The sequence below is a fragment of the Microcoleus sp. T2B6 genome (genome assembly GCF_036700475.1).
GTDB lineage: Bacteria > Cyanobacteriota > Cyanobacteriia > Cyanobacteriales > Microcoleaceae > Microcoleus.
In genome coordinates this window covers 1-18841 of the sequence record NZ_JAUBOZ010000004.1, presented here as the reverse complement: position 1 = coordinate 18841, position 18841 = coordinate 1, and the positions used below count along the sequence as shown (strand labels likewise).

Genomic DNA, 18841 nt, shown 5'->3' with positions numbered 1-18841 from the left:
GTACCTAGGTAGCGAATAAATAGACAAAATGGTACACTTATAGACAAAGCTACGGTGTACCATTTTGTTTAAACCACACGAATTCGCGAAAAAGCTCGGATTGTCAGTAAAAACACTCCAGCGTTGGGATGTTTCAGGAAAACTACCAGCCAAGCGCACCCTGTCGGGGCATCGGTTCTACACAGAAGACGATTTCTTGATAGCCAACGGCTTGAAGCCCGTAGAAGCCAAACGAAAGATCGTAGTTTACTGTCGAGTTTCATCCAGCGGGCAAAAGCCAGAGCTAAAAAACCAGTTGCTAGCGATGGAAGCCTTCTGCTTGGGACGAGGACTGAGCGTTGACGACTGGGTATCAGAAATTGGTGGCGGACTAAACTTTAAAAGAAAAAAGTTTCTAGCAATTATGCTGTCAATGCTCAAAGGTGAAATATCAATAATTGTAATTGCACACAAGGATAGGATGTGCAGATTCGCGTTTGAATTTATCCAAGAACTTGCAGCATCAGTTGGATGTGAAATTATAATCGCCAACCAAGAATCACTGTCTCCCCAGCATGAGTTAGTAGAAGATTTGATGGCAATTATCCACTGTTTTTCTTGTCGGCTGTACGGTTGGCGAAATTACTCCAAGGAAATCAAAGAAAGTTTAAAAAGTGCTATTGACAAACCCGTACAAGACCTGACAGAATCAAGCAAAGAAATCCAGTGTTGAGGTCGAACAATGCTTTTATCCATCAAAACAAAGTTAAAGTTAAACAAGAGCCAAGCAACAGTTATGAGTAAACACGCTGGCATAGCGAGGTTTACTTATAATTGGGGACTGGCTACTTGGAACAATCTTTATCAAGATGGATTGAAGCCCAACAAATACCTGCTCAAGAAATTCTTCAACAATCATGTAAAACCTGAGTTCACTTGGATTAAAGAAACGGGAATCTGTCAGAAGATTACCCAATATGCTTTTGACAATCTTGGAGATGCGTTCTCTAGATTTTTCTCAAAAAAAGGTGGGTATCCTAAGTTTAAAAAGAAGGGGTATCACGATTCCTTTACGATTGATGCTGGCGGTAAACCTATCCCCGTAGGTGGTACGTCTATAAAGTTACCGACAATCGGCTGGATAAAAACCCACGAAGGATTGCCTCATACAACTTGCAAGTCAATTACCATTTCGCGCACTGCCGATAGTTGGTTTATCGCTTTTGCCTACGAACAAAGTCATGAGCCGACCATCAAAACTCATAAGGTTGTAGGAGTAGATTTGGGAGTGAAAGAATTGGCTACGCTTTCAACGGGCGTAGTATTTCCGAACCAAAAGCACTACAAAGCGCACCTCGCAAAACTCAAGAGATTATCAAGAGTTTTAGCGAGGAAGGTGAAAAACTCTAGCAATAGATATAAAGCCAAAATCCAGCTAGCTAGACACCATGCAAAAATAACAAACCTCAGAAAAGATACTCTGCATCAAATCACTACTTACTTATGCAAAAACCACGCAACGATAGTAGTAGAAGATTTGAACGTCAGTGGAATGCTAGCCAATCACAAACTTGCGGTATGGCAATAGCTGACTGCGGATTCCACGAATTCAAACGTCAGCTAGAATACAAAGCCAAAAAGTTTGGTTGCGAAATAATTGTTGCCGACCGCTGGTTTCCGTCAAGCAAAACCTGTTCAAATTGCGGACACATCCAAGATATGCCGTTGAAAGAAAGGATTTACAACTGTGAAAGTTGCGGTCATTCGATGGACAGGGATTTAAATGCAGCCATAAATTTATCGCGGTTGGCTAAACCGTGAAAGCTTACCGAGGGATAGCCGCTCCCATGCTCCCGATGAAGTAAGAAGCAAATGTCTAGACTTGTCTAGTATTTGTAGAGCAGAATTACTCCCATCCTGAGTCTGCGAAGGAATCAATCCAGGGGCCCGGCACTAAATTGCTTGATTGCCTGCCAGAGCTGATTGTAGAGAAATAAAAGTGATAGATTTGAATGGGATTCCTATCGACTTTGCCGTCAATTTATTCACCGCGCTAATTGGCAACACTTTGTTCGCGCTTTCCAGCGGAACGGAGTAGAGACGACTTAGTTTTTTCTACTGTTAGAAGCAACTTAATCATTTGAAAACCCAGCCAGTCTTTATACGGAATTTTACATCGATTCGTATTGATAAATAAGAAGTCACAGGTATCCATGTCAGGGAACAGGTATGAAAATGGGATACAGATAAAACCCAATCTTTTTAACCTGTTGGTAATTTTGTTAACTTCTTCAGCGCTAATAGAACCTGGCATAAAATCGTGAAACTCTATAGTTATCTGCTTAACATTGCAGAGCGTGGCATCGCTAGTTGAGTTAAAAACGGCTTCTTCAGCACCTTCAATATCTATCTTCAACAAATCAACTAACTCGATGCTCTGGTTGTTCAGAAAAGTTTCTAAAGTGATACCATCCACTGATATCTCTCCCTGAAGGCCGTAGACACTAGCAGCTTCCTGACTAATACTGTTACATTCTCGATTATCTGAAACATATATTTTTAATGGCTCATTTCGGTCTGATATAGCATAATTAAACTTTTTAACTAAGCCATTCTCTGGGAGTTGAGAATACACAGAAGGAACTGCTTCTATTGCGTAACACCTACAATTGAATTCGCGAGTTATCGCTTCGCTAAATTGACCGACATTGGCGCCTAAATCGATCACTAAAGAGTCAGAGCCGAGGATTTTAGAATAAATAGTATGAGTTTTGAGATTGCTCAAGCCTGAATGCTCTTGCCAGAAATCGATAGATTTCACTAATAAATTATAAAGTGTCATAAGTGGCGGAATAAATTATGGTTGATACCAACATTAAAAACCATGTGTGCCGACTGAGGGAGGAAAATTAATTAATTGTAACAATACTTTGGTAGGATATACTCTGGCAGCTAAAACCCACAACTTCAAATCGACATGAGCCAGCATTCAGACCGCATTGCCCCTCACGGCGGCACCCTGGTCAACCGCATTGCCACACTAGACCAGAGACAAGAATTTTTCGATAAAGCAGAGTCCCTGCCGCGAGTCCAGTTGTCGGATCGATCGATCTCCGACCTGCAAATGATCGCCATCGGCGCCCTGAGTCCCCTCAAAGGGTTCATGAACGAAGCGGATTATCGATCGGTCGTTAAACAAATGCGCCTCTCCAACGGCCTTCCGTGGTCGGTTCCCATCACCCTCTCGGTAACAGAGGAAGTCGCCGCCCCCCTGAAAGCAGGAACTTTAGTGCGCCTCGACACCCCGGCGGGCAAATTTGTCGGGCTCTTGGAACTTGCAGAAAAATATCACTACAGTAAAGAAGAAGAAGCCCTCAACGTCTACCGCACCGACGACCTCAAACACCCGGGTGTCCAGGTAGTAGACAAATCCGGGCCCGTTAACCTCGCAGGCGACATTTGGCTGCTGGAACGCGAACTAGATGTCCGCTTTCCCCAATACCAAATTGACCCGGCGAAATCGAGAATGCTGTTCACAGAAAAAGGATGGAAAACCATAGTCGGTTTCCAAACCCGAAACCCCATCCACCGCGCACACGAATACATCCAAAAATGCGCCTTAGAAACAGTAGACGGCTTGTTCCTGCACCCGCTAGTCGGGACGACTAAGGATGACGACATCGCCGCTGACGTGCGGATGCGCTGCTACGAAATTCTGCTAGAAAAATACTACCCAAAAGATCGCGTAATTTTGGCAATTAATCCGGCGGCAATGCGCTACGCCGGGCCGCGAGAAGCAATTTTTCATGCTTTAATCCGCAAAAACTACGGCTGCACTCACTTTATCGTGGGGCGCGATCACGCGGGAGTTGGCGATTATTACGGGACTTACGATGCCCAACATATTTTTGATGAATTTGAGCCGGGAGAATTGGGAATTGTGCCGATGAAATTCGAGCACGCTTTCTATTGCAAACTGACGGAACAAATGGCTACAACTAAAACAAGCCCCAGCACTCCCGAACAACGGGTACATTTGTCGGGAACCAAAGTTCGGGAAATGCTGCGCGCTGGAAAATTGCCGCCGCCGCAGTTTTCCCGGCCGGAAGTCGCCGCAGAATTAGCCAAGGCCATGAATATTTTCAATTACGAGATTTAAATCTTGAAGATTGGTGTGGGCGACATTCTGCATAGTTTTGAATTTTGAGTTTTGAGTTTTAAATGGGAAATTTTAAACTTAAAGCTCAAAAGTTAAAACTTAAAAACTCCCTTAATCCTAAACAGTCACAATCTAATTAATTCCCCTAAAATTAGTGAGGGGAATTTAACTTAAAATTCAACGCTTAAAATTCAAAGCTATTTAAAAATGGGACTCAAGCGGCGGGAATTTTTGCAGCAAGCTGGCCGGGTGCTGGCCGCCATCGGCATCAGCGAGGCTTTGTGGCTGCCGTTGGGCTCGCGCTACCTCCAAGCCTTAGCCCTGCCGACAGCCAGGAAATTGGCTTTGTTGGTTGGCGTTGACAAATATCCAGACTCGCCCCTGCACGGCTGCGTCACGGATGTGGAAATGCAGCGGGAACTGCTGATATATCGGTTTGGGTTTGTGCCCTCGGACATTTTGACTTTGACTGACGCTCAAGCTACCAGGGAAAATATCGAGACGGCTTTTGTAACTCACTTGGGCGAACAAGCAAAACCCGGTGACGTGGTAGTTTTTCACTTTAGCGGCTGCGGTAGCCGAGTCAGTTTGGCCGAGTCTCCTGGAAAAATGCAAAACAGTTTGGTGCCGGCGGATGATGTTTTGCCGTTGTTAGCAAACCGGGCGGTGAACGATATTTTAGAGGAAACGGTGTTGCTGTTGATGCGATCGCTCGCGACAGAAAATGCGATCGCCATCCTCGACACCAGCTACACCTATCCGGGTTTCCCCAAAAACGGCAACTTTCGCATTCGCTCCCGCCCCCGCCCCACCATCGGCGAGCCAAGCCTCGCAGAATTAACGTTTGCCCAAGACCTCCTATCCCGCCCAAATCTCCGCCCTGCGGCCGCCGTACTTGCCGCGGGCGCTAATTCCCAACTCGCCGCCGAACAAGAGTGGAACGGATTTACCGCAGGTTTGTTTACCTACGCCCTCACCCAAACTTTGTGGTGGGCAACTCCTGCTAGCAGCTTCAGCGTCAGTTTCAGTCGTGTGGCGGGTAATGTCGAGCAAATCGCGGGGTTATCGCAGCAACCGCAAATTCTCAATCACGATTTAACAACCGCGCCGGCGGTAAATTTTTCCAATTTAATCTTCAATTCCCCTGCATCTGACGGCGCTGTGAGGGCGGTGGAAGAGGGGGGCAAAACTGTGCAGTTGTGGCTGGGCGGGTTGTCGCCCTCGGTTTTGGAGTGCTCCGGGGGTTCTGTGTTTGCAGTGGATTCTTCGGAGGGCGCGAGGCTTTTGCTGCGGGGACACACGGGCCTTTCTGCTAAAGCCCAAGTTTTAGACGGGTTTGATCGAACTTTCGGCCAATTAACAGTCGGCGAACTGGTGAGGGAAGAAATTCGGGTATTGCCACGAAACATCGGTTTGACAGTAGCTTTGGACTCAGGTTTGGAACGCATCGAGCGCGTGGACGCTACCAGCGCCTTTGCGACTTTGCCACAAGTTTCGGCGGTAGGCAGTGAGCAATGGGCTGACTGTCGGTTCGGCAGAGTCCCGGAAACGACTTTAGCTGGAACAGTCTCAGCTCACGAGCCTGCTTTGTATCAAAGCCGTTACGGTTTGTTTTCTTTGGCTCAAATGCTGATTCCCGATACTCAGGGCGACGGGGGAGAAGCAATCAAGGTGGCGGTGCAGCGCTTGACTCCGCAGTTGAAAGCGCTGCAGGCTGGGAAGTTGCTGCGGCTGACAGCCAATGAGGGGTCTTCGCGCCTGAAGGTGCGGGCGGTTCTGGCAACTACCGCACCGCAAGCGCGGGCTGTGGCGCAGCGAGAGCCTGTGCGGGCCGGCGGTGATTATCGGCTGGAACCGCTGAGCGGGGAAAGTGAGAAATCGGCAAGCGCTCATATACTAAGTTTGCCAGAGGGCAGCCGAGTTCGCTACAGATTGTATAACGACAGCGATCGCCCGGTTTACTTTGCGGTGTTTTGCTCGGACAGCGCCGGACGGCTGTCAGCGATCGGCGCTGAGAGCAAAGAGTCTGTGGGAGTTATGTCGCGGGCGATCGCTCCTGGGGAGAATTTGACTCTACCGGCGGCTGGGGGGAGCGGGTGGGCGGTATCGGGGCCGATCGGACTTGCGGAAACTATGATTATATTTAGTGAGAGTTCCTTCGCTCAAACTCTGGCTGCAATAGAAGCCGAAATGCAGCAAACGAGGGATGCCCTGCCAATTCGAGTGTTGTTGAATCCTTTAAAGGTGGCGCGGGCGGTACTCGAAGATTTGCACGCGGCTAGCATTCCGGGGGTACAGAAAGTGGGGATATCAACGGATGATTTGGCTTTGGATGTGAATGTTTGGGCAACTCTGAGTTTTGTTTATCGGGTTGTTTAATTGAAAAATGGGGACTTGGGAATGTTTTCTATAACCTATAATCCGAATCTATCCCAGTACGAAATCGATATTCACTTCCAAATCAGGAAAGGCGAGCGACGCAACTTGTTGACCCCGCCAAAATTTTTGGATTAAACTGTAACCATTCGGAGTTGGCTGGCGGTAAACTTCTAAACATTGTGCCTCTATATCTACTAGCCAAACTTCTTGAATTAGCGATCGAGCGTAAATCAGAACTTTCACATCTCGATCGTAATCAACCGTGCTATCGGATACTTCTACCAACAGCAAAACTTCTGACGGTACTGGATGTGCTGTTGAATAGTAATCAGCCCGGGGTTGCAGCAATACTATATCAGGTTGAGGTTCGGTTCGCTCGCTCAACTGGATGGGGTTTTGCACATCCAGAAAAGCCCGGTTACTGGGAATTTCGCTGAACAGTCCGATGAATCGTCTCACACAGGAAGCATGACGAGTTCCAATTGCTGCCATTTGGATAAGTTCTCCTTCTATCAGTTCTACCCGATCGCCCTCGGAAAGAATACCAGCTTTGCCCATTAAATGATATTCTTCTACGGTCAACAACCTTTTGAGTAATTGCACTGCCATAACCTACCGCGCTGCTAATTATTATTTTTTAAATTGTAGTCGATATGCCAAAGAAGAAGTCAATCGATTTTAGATTTTAGATTTTAGATTTTAGATTAAAGCATTGACCCCACATATCAATTCGGGGGGCAAGTTTCATCGGATACAGGTTTTTTATTTCTGGACGGATGAATCACGTGGCGGGTATCCTGGATGCTTTCGGTCATTATCATCGGTAACTGATAATTGGTAATTGGTAACTTGTAATGCCCTTCGACTTACTCCGGCTACGCTCAGCACGAGTCGCTCAGGAACCGCGTACCCGAAGTATTGGGAATGTTAACAGTCAACTGTCAACTGTCAACTGTCAACTGTCAACTGTCAACTGTCAACTGTCAACTGTCAACTGACTGATAAAGCTTTTCTACCATTTGGGCCAAGCGTTTCATGGCAGTTTCAATCTCATCATTTGTCGCAGTCAAACTGATGCGTAAACACTCATGTTTGTGCTGCCAATCTTCCCGCAAACCGGGGAAGAAAGAACTTCCTGGCACGACAATTACGCCGACTTTCTTCAACTCTTGATACAGTTCCCAATCAGTCATTGGCAAATCTTTCAGCCACAACCATGCGAAAATTGCTCCTTCGCCCCGGTGCAAAAACCACGGCAAATCCTTCGGCATTGCTTGTTCTAGGGTGCTTTCTACGATCGCAAATTTGCTTTGATAGTACGGGCGAATTACGTTGATGGAAATGTCGGCAAGAGCGCCGGAAGCAATGGCCCGCGTTGCGATCGCCTGTCCGTATCTCGGCGAATGAATGCACATATTGGTCTGAAAACATTCTAATATTTGAATGATTTTTTCATCGCCGATCGCAATTCCGATTCTTTCACCCGGCAATCCGGCTTTCGACAAACTCATGCAGTGCACGATATTGCCGCCAAAAATCGGCGTCATTTCGGTAAAATTCAAGGACGGAAAGGGAGGGCCGTAGGCGGAATCAACGAACACCGGCACGTCGAAAGCGGCTGCTAAATCGGCAATCTTCTTAACTTCGTCGTCGGTGAGAACGTTGCCGGTGGGGTTGCAGGGACGTGAAAAAATGACGCAACCGGTGGTTTGGTCGATCGACAATTGGCTGAAATCCGGGCGATATTTGAACCTGTGAGCAGCCGCATCAATATCGAGAGTGGGTTTGCAAGCGACTACCGCTTCGGGAATCAAGCTAACGCCGCCGTAACCGGTGTAGTCTGGGCTCAGCGGTAAAACAATATTTTTAAGCTGTTTGCTGGTAGTGTAGCCGCCGAAAGCGTTGGCTGCGTAGAAGTAAATCGATTGACTTCCGGGAGTAATTAGGATATTGCGATCCGTCAAATTCAGTCCGTAACGCTGATTAAAATCCGCCAAAACCGCATTGATTAATGGCTGATAACCTTGACTGGAACCGTAGCGACAAACCACCTCGCCGTATTCCGGACTCGCCAAAAGTTCCGCAGTGCAGTCGCGCCACAACTGCTCGACTTCCGGCAAAATTACCGGATTTCCGGCGCTCAAATTGATAAACTCCTGCCCGCTGCCGGCTCTGAGAGTTTCTATAATATCTTTCATAATTGCCCGAACTCCCGTGAGGTGGGACATCTGAGCGCCAAATTGAGTCAGGGCAGGGTTCATAGCAAATGCAGCGACAATGATAGAAGTTTACAGTTTACCCATAATAACTCCAGTCGCAGGCGTTAGCCTAGCTTATCTGGGGCATGGGTTGTCGATCGAGCTTCTGATTAATTCAATAAACTCGATCGCACTGCATTTTGTTTTTCCCCTGTGCGCGCGCCGGATCATAATATTCTGGGCATTTGTGGAGTTTGATCGAACTGAGATGTTGCACCATTCTCAATAAGCTTTTTAGGAACAGGCAAGATGCCTGTTCCACAAGAAAATTCACTCTTTGTGGAACAGGCATCTTGCCTGTTCTTGACAATGGTGCAAGATGTGAGATAGAACAGTGTTTTTTGCCTAAAAATTAGCGAACCGAACAGCCATCTCTAATTCAAGAGTTTTGGTAAGATTTCACACCGCCGCGCCTCATGAATTGCCCCTACTTGACAGCAGCCATTGGAAACATCTAAAATTAGCCGTAGAACCCGATCGCAACATAATTTTCTTGGCTCCGGTTACTGCTATAATTGCAGGTTTAATCCAGCCTCAATAATCAGATTTGTGGCTAGCTTATTTTCAGGATTCGCGGTTTGCTGACAGCGGTGCATTTTATTATCAATCCGACTAAAGCCCAGATAGCTCGTAAGGTCGCCCTTTGAGTGGCGTTACATAACAAATACCTAAATCCCAACCCAAATTAACTGCCGTCAAGTTCAACACAACAATGACACACTTTCCACTTATAGAATACGAGCAACTTACAGATCCTAAAGCCAAAGCAGTCTACGAAGAAATTTTGACAGACTTGGGGTTTGGCATTGTCCCCAACCTGTTCAAGTCAATGGCAATTAACCCTGACATATTAGAAGCTAATTGGAAAAAATTTCGGGGAACAATCCTGCAAGGAGACTTACCGCGCACGCTTAAAGAAATGGTCGGCGTCGCTATTTCCCAATCAAATAATAGCGAGTACGCTCTCCAAGTTCACCTGCACGGATTGTCAGCGTTGGGGATGAGCGAAGAAATCCTGCGAACCCTAGTTTCTGACTTTGCCAACTGCCCTTTGCCAAAACGTGATAAAGCCGTAATTACCTTTGGCTTGCTTGCTGCTACTAAACCCCTGGAAGTGACAGAAACTCATTACCAAAACCTGCGGGATTTAGGGCTAGATGATTCTGAAATATTTGAGATTATTGCAACAGCCGACCTGTTTAGCTTTGTCAACCGATATACGGATTCAATAGCCCTCGAAATAGATGCTTTGTAATCTATATTTTATATCCCTATTATGGGCGATCGGCTAGAAGATCAAGATCGAGAAGAGCTTCTGTTGACAGCCCGCCGTTTGTTAGCAGAAGCTCAAGCGCTTTCCATCCGCATTTCCGCCGTCAATGAAATTGCCACTGCCATTAACCGCACCCTCGATCTGGGTCAGATTTTGCGGGTAGTAGGTAAGCAAGCCAAATGGCTGCTGGACTTTGAACACTGTAGCGTTTGCCTGCACAGCAATAACGCTTGCATGACTTTATTTGGCCCGCATATCCCTGTAGATATTTCAGCCCTGACAGAGGGCGGCCCGATTAAGAAGGCTTTTACAACACGTCAACCTCAATTAATTCAAGAAGCGGATGCTACTGCTATTTTATCCCCCTACCCTTCGCAAATTATCATTCCCTTGGAAAGCGAAGGTAAGGTTTTAGGAACCATTAATTTTGCCACAACCAAGCCGCGGGCTTACACCCAAGAAGACTTGCGGATTGGCTATCTTTTGGCTTTGCAACTATCCTCAGCCATCCGCAATGCTGAACGCTTTAAAGAGATAAATAACCTGTATTCCGAGCTCGATGCCGAAAAGCACAAATCTGACCAGCTACTGTTGAATGTGCTCCCGCTTGAAATTGCCGAGGAACTCAAAAATAACGGCAAAGTGGAACCACTTTATTATGATAGCGTATCGGTTTTATTTACTGACTTTAAAGGCTTTACTCAGTTATCTGAAAACATGACGCCGCGAGAATTAGTTGACGAACTTGATTATTGTTTTTCTTATTTCGATCGCGTGATGGATAAATACTCTATGGAAAAACTGAAGACTATTGGCGACAGCTATATGTGTGCGGCAGGAATTCCTACGCCTCGCCCTACACACGCCTTTGACGCTGTACTTGCTGCCATAGAAATTCGACAGTTCATGGATTTGAGAAAAATACAGAAAGCTCAACAAAATATCCCTTATTGGGATATCCGCATTGGCATTCATTCAGGCCCTATACTTGCTGGGGTAATTGGCAATAAAAAGTTTTCCTATGATGTCTGGGGAGATACAGTTAATACTGCATCTCGGATGGAATCTTCCGGCGTACCTGGAAATATCAATATCTCTCAGGAAACGTTTGAATTAGTTAGAGATTTTTTTGAATGCGAATACCGAGGCAAAATTTATGCTAAAAATAAAGGCGAGTTGGATATGTATTTGGTTCACCATCTTAAATAAATTTGGTAATGGCTAATTGCTAAGGGAAAATGGCTAAGCGAGCCATACGATTTTAGATTTTAGATTTTAGATTTTAGATTTTAGAAGGGGGAATTACTGATTATTAGCACGGTTTGGATCGCTGGCCTACAGTTGCAGTTTTTTTAACGGGTGTAAGATATTGCAATCCTTGCAGGAGTCGTAAATTTTTTACCCCACCCCAACCCTCCCCTTATAAAGGCGAGGGAGTAAGAAATTCACAAATGATGCGAGGATGGCTATATCGCTCGTTGTAAATTTTTTACCCCACCCCAACCCTCCCCTTTATAAGGGGAGGGAGTAAGAAATTCACAAATGATGCGAGGATGGCTATATCGCTCGAAGTTTTTTTTTTCAAAGTTCGGTATTGTATCGGATTGTCACCAGGCTATATTAAAATTATCGAGTTGTAGATTTTATTTTTAAATTATTTATGCGTATTTGGCAAGCCGATTTTTACCGCCGCCCTCTCCAAGACGAAACTGGCAAACCACTGTGGGAACTCTTAATTTGCGACCCGGAAGGCAGTTTTCAATTTAGCGCTGTTTGTAGCCAGGGGGACGCAAATTCTAATTGGCTAGCTTCGCAGTTGCAGCAGCAAGCTCAAACTAAGAATTTGCCAGATTTGATTCAAGTATTTAGACCTCAGTCTCTGGGCTTAATCGAAGCTGCAGGCAAAGTTTTGGGCATCAAGGTAGAAGCGACGCGGCGCACTGCGGCTCTGAAATTGCGGCTGCAACAACGCGCCAAAGAATATTCGAGTATGCCTAATTATACAGGTGAAACTTACAGTGCGATCGCCCTCGACTCGCCGCCGCCCGTACCCTTACCCGAAAACCTCTGGGGCGATGGCTGGCGTTTTGCTTCCCTACCCGCCGGCGACATTGAAGAGGCTTTCCAAGGGCGTCCCTTGCCCATCTTGGAAATGCCAGAATTGCTGTTACCGCTGAATTTAGGCTTGGCCTCAACAGTACCCGTACCGGGAGTGGTGATTGACGGCGGACGCCAGTCTATGCGGTTGGCTAGATGGCTTCAGGATGCCAAACCTTTTGCTTTGAATTATATCGCTGGAGAACCAGACGGATTGATATTGGAAGCTGGGTTAGTAGATAGGTGGGTTGTGGCTACTTTTGAAGATAGCGAAGTGAAAGCGGCCGCCCAAATTTACCAACAGCGCAAGCAATTAAGTAAAGGATTACATTTTTTGTTAGTGCAGCCCGATGATAGTGGCATGACTTATACAGGCTTTTGGCTGTTGAATTTTGATCGATAAGATGTAATATCAATTCCGGTTGCACGAGGGAAATGATTGTTGACTGTTGACTGCTGACTGTTGACTGTTGACTGTTGACAAGCGAAATATTTTACACCTAATTTCCAGCTTCCCGATTCATCTGTGGAGTCATACCAATTTAATGTGAAGTTGCACATATCTAGATCCCCCTCGCATACCCCCTACTCCCCCTGGTTGTTGGGGGACGAAAGATCGGAATCTTGTCCCACCCTTAGTAGGGGCGGTGCCCCCGTGCCCGCCCTTGGCTAGGGGGGATCGGATTCTACGGGGCCTCATAAAAAATTGGTATCAATTCTAAAATCTAAAATCTAAAATCTAAAATCGACTGACTGCTGACTGTAGAAGGAGGGGTCGCAAAACTGAATGGTTGAATGTTAACTGTTGACTCGATTTTATTAATTCCGATGCAACCGGAAACGATATAAATAATATTATTTGTGATGTCGATCAATTGCTCGCGAAAAATAGTAAAACGGCGCCCAAACGCAGTTCCAGCAGATACAGACTCAGACACAAATTTTAAAACACCTTCTTGAGCTAGCAAGATATAGTGCTGGAAATTTATTCTACAACTAAAATCAAGCCGTTTTGGATGCCCTGACACACTCGGTTGATGTGGCACTGGTCTTTCTCGTTCAGACCTTTCTGGGCTAGCATTGCTGATTTCAGCAGCCGTCTGTCAAGGGGGGTAATCTGGCGAAAAGCAAAGATGCGCTCGACGATCGCCTCGATCGAGATTTTGGGGAGGTTAGCAGAGCTGACTGTCATGACCTTAACACGCTAAAAATAAGTAACAGAACTGTGTACCTTTATTTTTAAAGATTTTGTGAAGGTACTTTGTGATTAATATCACATATATTTTGTGACAAAATAGTGTATGTGGGGTGACTGTTGTCACGAAATCTTCAATTATCTTTACGCCAACTTAACGATGGCCCGATAGAATCACGGTGGTAAAACTCCAGCAGAGGGTAAAAATGGCACAAGCAAAAATCGGAATTATCGGCGGCAGCGGTTTGTATAAAATGGAGGCCCTCAAGGATATTGAAGAGGTGAAAATTGATACACCTTTTGGAGCGCCATCCGATGCCGCAATTGTGGGAACATTGGACGGTACGCCGGTAGCATTTCTGGCTAGACACGGCCGCAACCACACTTTTTTGCCCTCAGAAGTGCCTTACCGGGCAAATATTTATGCAATGAAGAGTTTGGGAGTTGAGTATTTAATCTCAGCGTCGGCGGTTGGTTCTCTGAAAACAGAGGCGAAACCTTTAGATATGGTAGTGCCGGATCAGTTTATCGATCGCACAAAAAATCGAGTTTCTACCTTTTTTGGAGAAGGAATTGTTGCTCACATCACATTCGGCGATCCGGTTTGCGGCGAATTGGCGAAAGTATTGGCAAGTGCGATCGAATCCTTGAACCTCTCCGACGTTACCCTGCACCGGGGCGGCACTTACGTCTGCATGGAAGGCCCCGCATTTTCCACAAAAGCAGAATCCCACCTTTACCGCAGTTGGGGGGCGACAGTCATCGGAATGACAAATTTGCCCGAAGCAAAATTAGCCAGAGAAGCAGAAATTGCCTACGCAACTTTAGCATTAGTCACCGATTACGACTGCTGGCACGAAGATCACGACAGCGTAACAGTAGAAATGGTAATAGCAAATTTGCACCGTAATGCAGAGAATGCTCAAAAAGTCATTCAAGAAACAGTCCGTAGACTAACAGAAAATCCCCCAGTATCTGATGCACATTCTGCGTTGAAATATGCAATTCTGACTCGGCTGGAGCAAGTGCCGGCGGCAACTAAGGAGAAAATGGGTTTGCTCTTGCAGAAGTATTTGTAGCGAATAGGGCATCGGGGGCCCCATCGCCTAAAAGCATGGGGCATTCAATCTAATTGAGTAAGATTAGCCTATTCGCTAGACAACCAACCGATCGCCAGATTCTGGTAGTAAAAATTAGTAAAGTATATTACAATAAATAGAGCGATTATTCAAGGAGCCTAAACAATGAGTAACTCTGATACTAAATGGTCTGCTGATGGTACAAACATTCCTAATATTGAACCTCATACTAAAACTAAGCATTTATTAATAGAGCAATATGTTACTGATTTGATTTATACGCTTTATGGAACAGGGAAACGTGGTGTCACAAATTTTACTATTGTTGATGGTTTTTCTGGAGGAGGTATTTACAACGATCGAGAATCACATAATATTTGGCATGGTTCACCTATTCGATTAATTAATGCCGTTAGAAAAGGTTATTTAAAATCACAAAGGACTTATCCTTTAAATGTAAAATTTATTTTTATAGAAAGAAATAAAGAGCATTTAAAATGTCTTAAAAATGTTGGTATGTCCCAAGCAGAATTTGGACAGTTATCGGATGAAGAACCACATACTTTTACAACTGAATTTCCCAAAGGAATAGGTGAACGAATAGAACAGTGTGAATTTATTAGTGATGAATTTGAAAACAAGGTTAATTATTGCGTTTTTCAAGCTGAACAAAGAAAAGGTCATTCTTTATTTTTTCTCGATCCTTATGGATGGTCTGATGTATCTATGGAAAGTTTTAGAACAATAAATCGTCTTAATAAGTCAGAAATTATTTATACATTCATGATTAATTTTATTAAAAGATTTATTTATGACCCAAAGTGGACAGGGAGAACAACTTTTGAACAAATACTGGAAACAGATGGTTATTTTGATATTAATCATTTTCAAACTTTAGATACATTTGGAGAGCAAGCAGGATTTAGAAATGAATTGATCAGATTGTTTCGAGATAAAGGTAATGCAAAAAAAATCATTACATTTGCTATGATGCCTAGAAATGAGGAGAGAGTTCTATATTATTTAATTCATATTTGTAGCCATCTTAGAGCATTAGAAGTAATGAAAGATGGAAGTTGGAATTTCAATAATTTAGATTATCAATATCATTATGATATTTATGGTTATGGGTTTAAAACAGCAGCTTATTATGAAGAACATCAGCTTGATATAAAGTTAGATATTAACCAAGATAGTGAAACAGCTTGTATTAATAAACTTAGCAAAGATATTGATTATTTAATAAATAACAATCCTGATGGTATTTTGTTTAAAACTCTTTGTGCACAAACAATGGAACTTAATCCTGCTACCAGAAAACATTATTGCAAATATCTTCAACTTTTACAAGATGCAAAAGAAATAGAAATTGTTAGGAAGGGTAAAAGAATCAAAATTACAGAGAAGACAAAATTAGAAAATTCTGATATAATCAGAAGATCACATCAACAAACATTATTTGCTCTAAGACCTTTTATCCAAAGGTAACTAATTATGATTACTGGAACAGAAACAATAGTCAATCCACTCCAAAAAAGTGCTTTAAATAAAAAAAGTCTATGTGACTATGTTGTTAACATAGCATCGGGCTGTCTACATGGATGTACATTTTGTTATGTTCCTTCGACTCCAAGTATTAGAACACAACAAAAAAGATTACATCAAAAAGGAGTAGATAATCCTCAATTAGATTGGGGAAAATATCTTTTTATTAGAGAGGAAATTCCCGAAAAATTAGAAAATGTTTTGACCCGAAAAAGAAAATGGGAAAATACACCTTCAGGTAAAGGAGTTGTTTTACTTTGTTCCGGAACCGATCCTTATCAAAATAAACAAATAGCAGAAATTACTCGTCAAACAATAAAAATTTTACTTAAACACAATAAAAAAATTAGAATTTTAACTCGGGGTTTATTGTGGCAAAAAGATTTAGATATTCTCGTTAATCCTAATATTACATTAGGTATGAGTATTCCTTGTATAAATGATGAATTACTCAAAAAAATTGAACCACAAGCACCTTTATCTTCCGATAGATATAAAGCGTTACAAAAGGCATATCAGGCTAATTGTCGTTTATATGTAGCAATGGCTCCCACTCCACCTATGATGACTTTAGATGACTTTAGATTTAATTTAGATAAATTTATGCAAATTAATCCAGAATTAATATTTTGGGAACCCATTAATGCCAGAGGATCAAATGGTCAAAGAATGTTAGCAGCAGGTTTAGATTTTGCCAAGTCAATTATGACTAAAAAATCTTGGGCTGAAACTTTTATGAGACAATGGGGATTTATTGAAACAGCAGCAACAGAACTAGAATGTTTAGAAAAAATACATATTTGGCCAGATCCATCCTTAAAAGGTTTTGTCAATGAAGAAAAAATTAATCATTGGCTATATAAGCCAACTATAGAAAAATGGAATTAGTCCTACTAGAATGGGCTAAAGCTCAACTACTAGAACCAGAAACCGGGTTTCTCAGACAACTTTGGCCTCCCAAAAAATATTTTTATATAGAAACCCGGTTTCTTAATTACAGCCCTAGGCTCAATGTATTAACTTATCAACTGCTTGAATGCGTCGTGTTCGCGAATCTTCTCCAAATCAGCTTCACTTTTTGCCAACTCTTTACACACATTCGGATTGAGATTGAGGGCGCGCTTTAAATTTTCAATGGCTAATTCAATTTTACCTTGTAGCGCATAACATCGGGCTTTATTGTACCAAATCCTGTAAAAGTCAGGCCGGATTTTAGCAGCGTTGTCGTAGGAAGCGATCGCCGCTTCGTATTTTTGCAATTTGGAGAGTGCAACGCCTCGATTGTTCCAAGCGTCAGTATAATCATTTTTAATTTGTAGGGCTTGATTGTAAGAAATTACTGCTTGTTCGTACTCCTGCATTTTGGAAAAAGCAACGCCTCGGTTGTTCCAAGCATCGGCATAATCGGGTTTGGCTTGAATTGCTTGTTCGTAACAGCCGATCGCCTCCTGGTACTTCTGCAACTCCAACAATACCACGCCTCGATTGTTCCAAGCATCGGGATAATTGGGGCGAATTGTAGTAGCTTGTTCGTAAGAGGCGATCGCCTCTGGATACCGCTGCATTCTCGTGAGCACTACTCCTCGGTTATTCCAAGTATCGGCTAAATCCGGCTGAATTTGCAGGGCCCGATCGTAAGCCGCGATCGCATCTTGATAACGGTTTTCAAAGAAACAAGCATCTCCCTGTTTAGCATAGTCGGCGGCCGTCAATAGCTGTTGGTAATTGCCGTAGTTAACCGGAGCAAATTCTTGAATTTGGGCATCGGGGAATAAAAGGTCTGTTTCTGCCTCGGTCGAGTGACTTGGGTTTTGAATTTCGCCTAAGATAGTTTCAGCGTCCGAAATTAATAGTTTTAATTGAGAGATTGTATCGTAATGGAGACTTTCAATTTCTTGGCGAGCAATTGTTGTCTGCTTGGACAATTTGCTCAACAGAAACCAAACCCCGACTCCGGCTGCTGTCGGAAATAAAGTTAGGGCAATTATCAGCCCGTTAAGCAGTACCGCCGTGCGCCCGAACGCAATGTCAACTTCTTCTTGAACTCGATCGTGAATTTCTTCTTTAAGTTGCTGCTGTGAGAATTCCTGCTGAACCAACAGTGCCGCCGTCGGTTCAGATGCAAAAACAGTATTGGCGCAGACTAGAATAGTCGAAAGGGCGATCGGGCTAATACTTTTTCTAAAGATACTTGACAAACGCATTGCCTTAGTGATAAGCACCTGAGTTGCGATTTCCATGTGTCAAGAGATGCTGATAACGATGATCCCAGACTAGCCCATTTGTTCACAAACTCTTAAATACAGGATATCTGTTGTGCAGTCCCCTCCGATCAAATTGCTGACGCAAGAATTGCTAGACGAAGTTGCCGCTTCCTCCCGCCGCAGTCCCCGCCAGCGACAAAATTACAATTTCCATGATTTGTCTGAAAAGGTGCAGCGGTTTGTCAACGTGCTGCAACCAGGCACTTACGTCCGGCCTCACCAACACCTGCGCCCGCCTGCTGTTAACGGTTTTGAGTTTTTTGTGGTGATTCAAGGAGAAGTCGGTATTGTTATTTTGAACGAAAACGGTCAAATCCTGCGATCGTTGCGAGTCAGCGCGGCCGGCCCGACTCGCGCTGTCGAACTGCCAGAGGGCACTATTCACACGTTAGTAGCTTTGACACAGGATACTGTGATTTTGGAGTTTAAGGAAGGGCCTTACGACGTGGCGGCTGATAAAGACTTTTTGGCAAGTTTTCCTGCGGAGGGAACTGCGGCGGCGCGAAAATTAGTCCTGATTTGGGAAGCGGAATTTAACAGTTGACAGTTGACAGTTGACAGTTGACAGTTGACAGTTGACAGTTGACAGTTGACAGTTGACAGTTGACAGTTG

General features: G+C 44.1%; 19 protein-coding genes. 13 read left to right on the top strand and 6 right to left on the bottom strand.

All coding sequences use genetic code 11. The features are described 5' to 3' along the window. Positions 1-61: 61 nt before the first annotated feature. The 3 genes from QUA00_RS02560 to QUA00_RS02550 are packed head-to-tail and all read left to right on the top strand — an operon-like array spanning position 62 to position 1800. Entirely contained in the window at positions 62-712 is a 651-nt protein-coding gene (locus QUA00_RS02560; RefSeq protein WP_333408659.1) for an IS607 family transposase, read from the top strand. A 9-nt stretch (positions 713-721) separates the two neighbouring features. Then, positions 722-1567 (top strand): transposase, encoded by an 846-nt coding sequence (locus QUA00_RS02555; protein WP_333105145.1) that lies wholly within the window; start codon positions 722-724, stop codon positions 1565-1567. Further along, on the top strand, positions 1558-1800 hold the full coding sequence (locus QUA00_RS02550; RefSeq protein ID WP_333105146.1) for a zinc ribbon domain-containing protein: 243 nt from the start codon (positions 1558-1560) through the stop codon (positions 1798-1800). Before QUA00_RS02555 ends, QUA00_RS02550 begins: the two co-directional genes overlap by 10 nt. Positions 1801-2032: 232 nt before the next feature. Here QUA00_RS02550 and QUA00_RS02545 read toward each other — a convergent pair whose 3' ends face one another. Then, on the bottom strand, positions 2033-2821 hold the full coding sequence (locus QUA00_RS02545) for an FkbM family methyltransferase (RefSeq protein WP_333408597.1): 789 nt from the start codon (positions 2819-2821) through the stop codon (positions 2033-2035). 135 nt (positions 2822-2956) lie between these two features. Here QUA00_RS02545 and sat point away from each other — a divergent pair, with 135 nt between their 5' ends. Further along, entirely contained in the window at positions 2957-4138 is a 1182-nt protein-coding gene (sat, locus tag QUA00_RS02540; protein ID WP_333143028.1) for a sulfate adenylyltransferase, read from the top strand. 207 nt (positions 4139-4345) lie between these two features. Continuing rightward, a complete protein-coding gene (locus tag QUA00_RS02535) occupies positions 4346-6517 on the top strand; it encodes a caspase family protein (RefSeq protein WP_333408596.1) in 2172 nt (723 codons plus the stop codon). Positions 6518-6565: 48 nt separating this feature from the next. Here the strand turns inward: QUA00_RS02535 and QUA00_RS02530 are convergent, their stop codons facing one another. The 3 genes from QUA00_RS02530 to QUA00_RS02520 all read right to left on the bottom strand — a co-directional run bounded on the left by QUA00_RS02530 (position 6566) and on the right by QUA00_RS02520 (position 9067). Further along, positions 6566-7126: a Uma2 family endonuclease gene (locus QUA00_RS02530; RefSeq protein ID WP_333207316.1), complete on the bottom strand. Its 561-nt coding sequence runs from the start codon at positions 7124-7126 to the stop codon at positions 6566-6568. A 374-nt stretch (positions 7127-7500) separates the two neighbouring features. Beyond that, on the bottom strand, positions 7501-8778 hold the full coding sequence (locus QUA00_RS02525) for a valine--pyruvate transaminase (RefSeq protein WP_333408595.1): 1278 nt from the start codon (positions 8776-8778) through the stop codon (positions 7501-7503). Between the two features lie 112 nt (positions 8779-8890). Beyond that, positions 8891-9067 (bottom strand): hypothetical protein, encoded by a 177-nt coding sequence (locus tag QUA00_RS02520; RefSeq protein ID WP_333207314.1) that lies wholly within the window; start codon positions 9065-9067, stop codon positions 8891-8893. 96 nt (positions 9068-9163) lie between these two features. On the opposite strand from QUA00_RS02520, the gene QUA00_RS02515 reads away from it, so the two are divergent. The 4 genes from QUA00_RS02515 (at position 9164) to QUA00_RS02500 (ending at position 12548) form a co-directional block, all read left to right on the top strand. Beyond that, positions 9164-9316: a hypothetical protein gene (locus QUA00_RS02515; RefSeq protein ID WP_333105153.1), complete on the top strand. Its 153-nt coding sequence runs from the start codon at positions 9164-9166 to the stop codon at positions 9314-9316. Positions 9317-9487: 171 nt separating this feature from the next. Beyond that, complete coding sequence (locus QUA00_RS02510; protein WP_333207313.1) at positions 9488-10030, top strand: carboxymuconolactone decarboxylase family protein; 543 nt, start codon at positions 9488-9490, stop codon at positions 10028-10030. A 21-nt stretch (positions 10031-10051) separates the two neighbouring features. Next, a complete protein-coding gene (locus tag QUA00_RS02505) occupies positions 10052-11257 on the top strand; it encodes an adenylate/guanylate cyclase domain-containing protein (protein ID WP_333105155.1) in 1206 nt (401 codons plus the stop codon). 451 nt (positions 11258-11708) lie between these two features. Further along, positions 11709-12548, top strand: a complete 840-nt coding sequence (locus tag QUA00_RS02500; protein ID WP_333408594.1) for a Tab2/Atab2 family RNA-binding protein — start codon at positions 11709-11711, stop codon at positions 12546-12548. Between the two features lie 582 nt (positions 12549-13130). Here QUA00_RS02500 and QUA00_RS02495 read toward each other — a convergent pair. Further along, the gene (locus QUA00_RS02495) at positions 13131-13337 is read right to left on the bottom strand and encodes a hypothetical protein (protein ID WP_015177188.1); all 207 of its coding nucleotides are present in this window, start codon (positions 13335-13337) and stop codon (positions 13131-13133) included. Between the two features lie 209 nt (positions 13338-13546). Between QUA00_RS02495 and QUA00_RS02490 the strand changes: the two genes are divergently transcribed. From QUA00_RS02490 to QUA00_RS02480, 3 genes are all read left to right on the top strand, one after another. Beyond that, a complete protein-coding gene (locus QUA00_RS02490) occupies positions 13547-14419 on the top strand; it encodes an S-methyl-5'-thioadenosine phosphorylase (protein WP_333408593.1) in 873 nt (290 codons plus the stop codon). A 165-nt stretch (positions 14420-14584) separates the two neighbouring features. Beyond that, positions 14585-15907, top strand: coding sequence for a three-Cys-motif partner protein TcmP (tcmP, locus tag QUA00_RS02485; protein WP_333408592.1), 1323 nt, complete (start codon positions 14585-14587; stop codon positions 15905-15907). A gap of 6 nt (positions 15908-15913) precedes the next feature. Beyond that, positions 15914-16852 (top strand): radical SAM protein, encoded by a 939-nt coding sequence (locus tag QUA00_RS02480; protein ID WP_333160781.1) that lies wholly within the window; start codon positions 15914-15916, stop codon positions 16850-16852. 128 nt (positions 16853-16980) lie between these two features. On the opposite strand, the gene QUA00_RS02475 is transcribed toward QUA00_RS02480, so the two are convergent. Then, positions 16981-18204, bottom strand: a complete 1224-nt coding sequence (locus QUA00_RS02475; protein WP_333408591.1) for a tetratricopeptide repeat protein — start codon at positions 18202-18204, stop codon at positions 16981-16983. A 76-nt stretch (positions 18205-18280) separates the two neighbouring features. Here QUA00_RS02475 and QUA00_RS02470 point away from each other — a divergent pair, with 76 nt between their 5' ends. Continuing rightward, positions 18281-18772, top strand: coding sequence for a WbuC family cupin fold metalloprotein (locus QUA00_RS02470; RefSeq protein ID WP_333143040.1), 492 nt, complete (start codon positions 18281-18283; stop codon positions 18770-18772). The last annotated feature ends 69 nt before the right edge of the window (positions 18773-18841 follow it).